This window comes from Succinimonas amylolytica DSM 2873, from assembly GCF_000378405.1.
Lineage (GTDB): Bacteria > Pseudomonadota > Gammaproteobacteria > Enterobacterales > Succinivibrionaceae > Succinimonas > Succinimonas amylolytica.
In genome coordinates this window covers 1-1,891 of the sequence record NZ_KB899636.1, presented here as the reverse complement: position 1 = coordinate 1,891, position 1,891 = coordinate 1, and the positions used below count along the sequence as shown (strand labels likewise).

The following is a 1,891-nucleotide window of genomic DNA, read 5'->3' as shown; positions in this document are numbered from 1 at the left end:
TGTTCTATCATTTAAATTGATTAACAAATTTGATAAGGCTGAATTACTGAACACTTTTACCTATAAAAAAATCATGTCAATTTTAAAAAGAGCTAAGCAAGCCAGAATTAACTCGGGTGATTGGCAACTTATAAATATGAATCCGTCTCAGGTTAAGGTACTTCAAAAGTTGTCTCTTTTACCACAAGATGAAGTACCAACTAAAAGATCTCCTGGCAGACCAAAAAAGAATGTATAGTATTACGATTTGGGAAAGTTCTAATTAAAGATAGGACATCTTGATGGAAATGCTATGAGCACACAGAAACATTTTTTTGAAAATATTACCACTTTGGGTGATATTCTAGATCAACATGGATATCATAATTTTGTAATGCAAGGGTCTGATATGACTTTTGCTGGAACTGAGTTATATTTTAGGGAACACGGAAATGTCTCACCTATTGATTATAAATACTGCCTAAAAAATGGTTTAATACCTAATGATTACTATGTTTGGTGGGGATTTGAAGATCAAAAACTTTTTGATATTGCAAAAAAACAGATTTTGTTAGAATCAAGTAAAAACGAGCCCTTTAGTTTTATTATTTATACCAGCGATACTCATATGGAAGATGGATATCTTTCCGATTTCTGTCCAAAAGAATTCAATGATAAATACTCAAATGTAATTAATTGTTCAAGTATGCAAGTTGACAATTTTGTTTCTTGGATTAAAAAACAGCATTTTTATGAAAACACTACTATAGTAATTATTGGCGATCATCTAACAATGGATTCAGACTACTGTTCTAACATTGAACAAAATTACAAAAGAAAGACTTTTTTAAGCATTTTGAATAGTCGTACAATTCGTAAAAATAATACAAACAGGATCTTTTCAACCTTTGATTTATTTCCTACCATTCTTGCATCATTAGGGGTAAAAATTGAAGGTAATAAATTAGGTTTAGGTACTAATCTGTATTCAAATGAGCCAACATTACTGGAAATTTTCGGAGAAGAACTGGTTAATTCTAGTTTGTCGCAAAGATCACTTTTCATGGAACAGTTGGCCCAGATCCAGATACCAGAATCTTAAGCATTTAATAATGAAAACAGAAGCATTTGCCTAACTAATCAAGGGCAAAAAGCGAGACCTTTGTTTTTAACCATTATTTTTTTTCGTAAAGTGCTATTATTTGGCAACTTTATGCGCCAGACTTATTTATCCGAAGATCGAAAAAGTTTTGGGCACACATACCATCTCAGGAGAGAATGTGTGCAGCTGACATGTAGGCAACCTCTCTTCAATTATAAAAGTGACATTACCTTTGATCGACACTCTTTCATAATATTACTGCTCCCTACAATGTTTTTATAATAAAAACATCTCCATTAATCACATAATCTCTGCAAACCTTTAGCTGTAAAGGCTTTTACACACACCACTCTCGTGATTGCCGAAAATACCGTCGTGCAAATTATTTATTCAGTCGTGTTTGATTCTTTTAATTTTGTCAAGTACTTCTCTCACAAAAATAATAAAATTTTAATGCAAAATTCTGTTGTGCTTTATTTATTCTTGCTGTACACTGTTGAATGCTCAAATGAGCATTCAACGAACGGTAGATTTTTCTGATTTTAGGGGGGTGGCATGATAATCAATTATCGTAATATTGTGAGAAATGATGATAATGTTATTATCTCTGGATCTGCCTCTTTGGTTAAAAATGCCTACAAGCCCAATCCGAAAGGCAATCATGAAAATTACGCTCCTACGTGACCATCTCCGCTGAAATTTTGTGACACCTCTTTCCATACAATCTTGACAGTCTGTTCTTTAAATTCCTGATCCCCCCTTATCACCACAGGCGGAGGTCCTCAGGATCCAGTAAATCAGAAGCATGTT

At 33.2% G+C, this 1,891-nt stretch carries 1 protein-coding gene and 1 pseudogene; both read left to right on the top strand.

Annotation, left to right across the window (positions count from 1 at the left end):
- Positions 1-238 (top strand): annotated as a pseudogene (locus F557_RS22870) (transposase); the annotation flags it as partial.
- A gap of 54 nt (positions 239-292) precedes the next feature.
- Positions 293-1,081 (top strand): sulfatase-like hydrolase/transferase, encoded by a 789-nt coding sequence (locus tag F557_RS18220; protein ID WP_019000220.1) that lies wholly within the window; start codon positions 293-295, stop codon positions 1,079-1,081.
- Positions 1,082-1,891 lie beyond the last annotated feature (810 nt).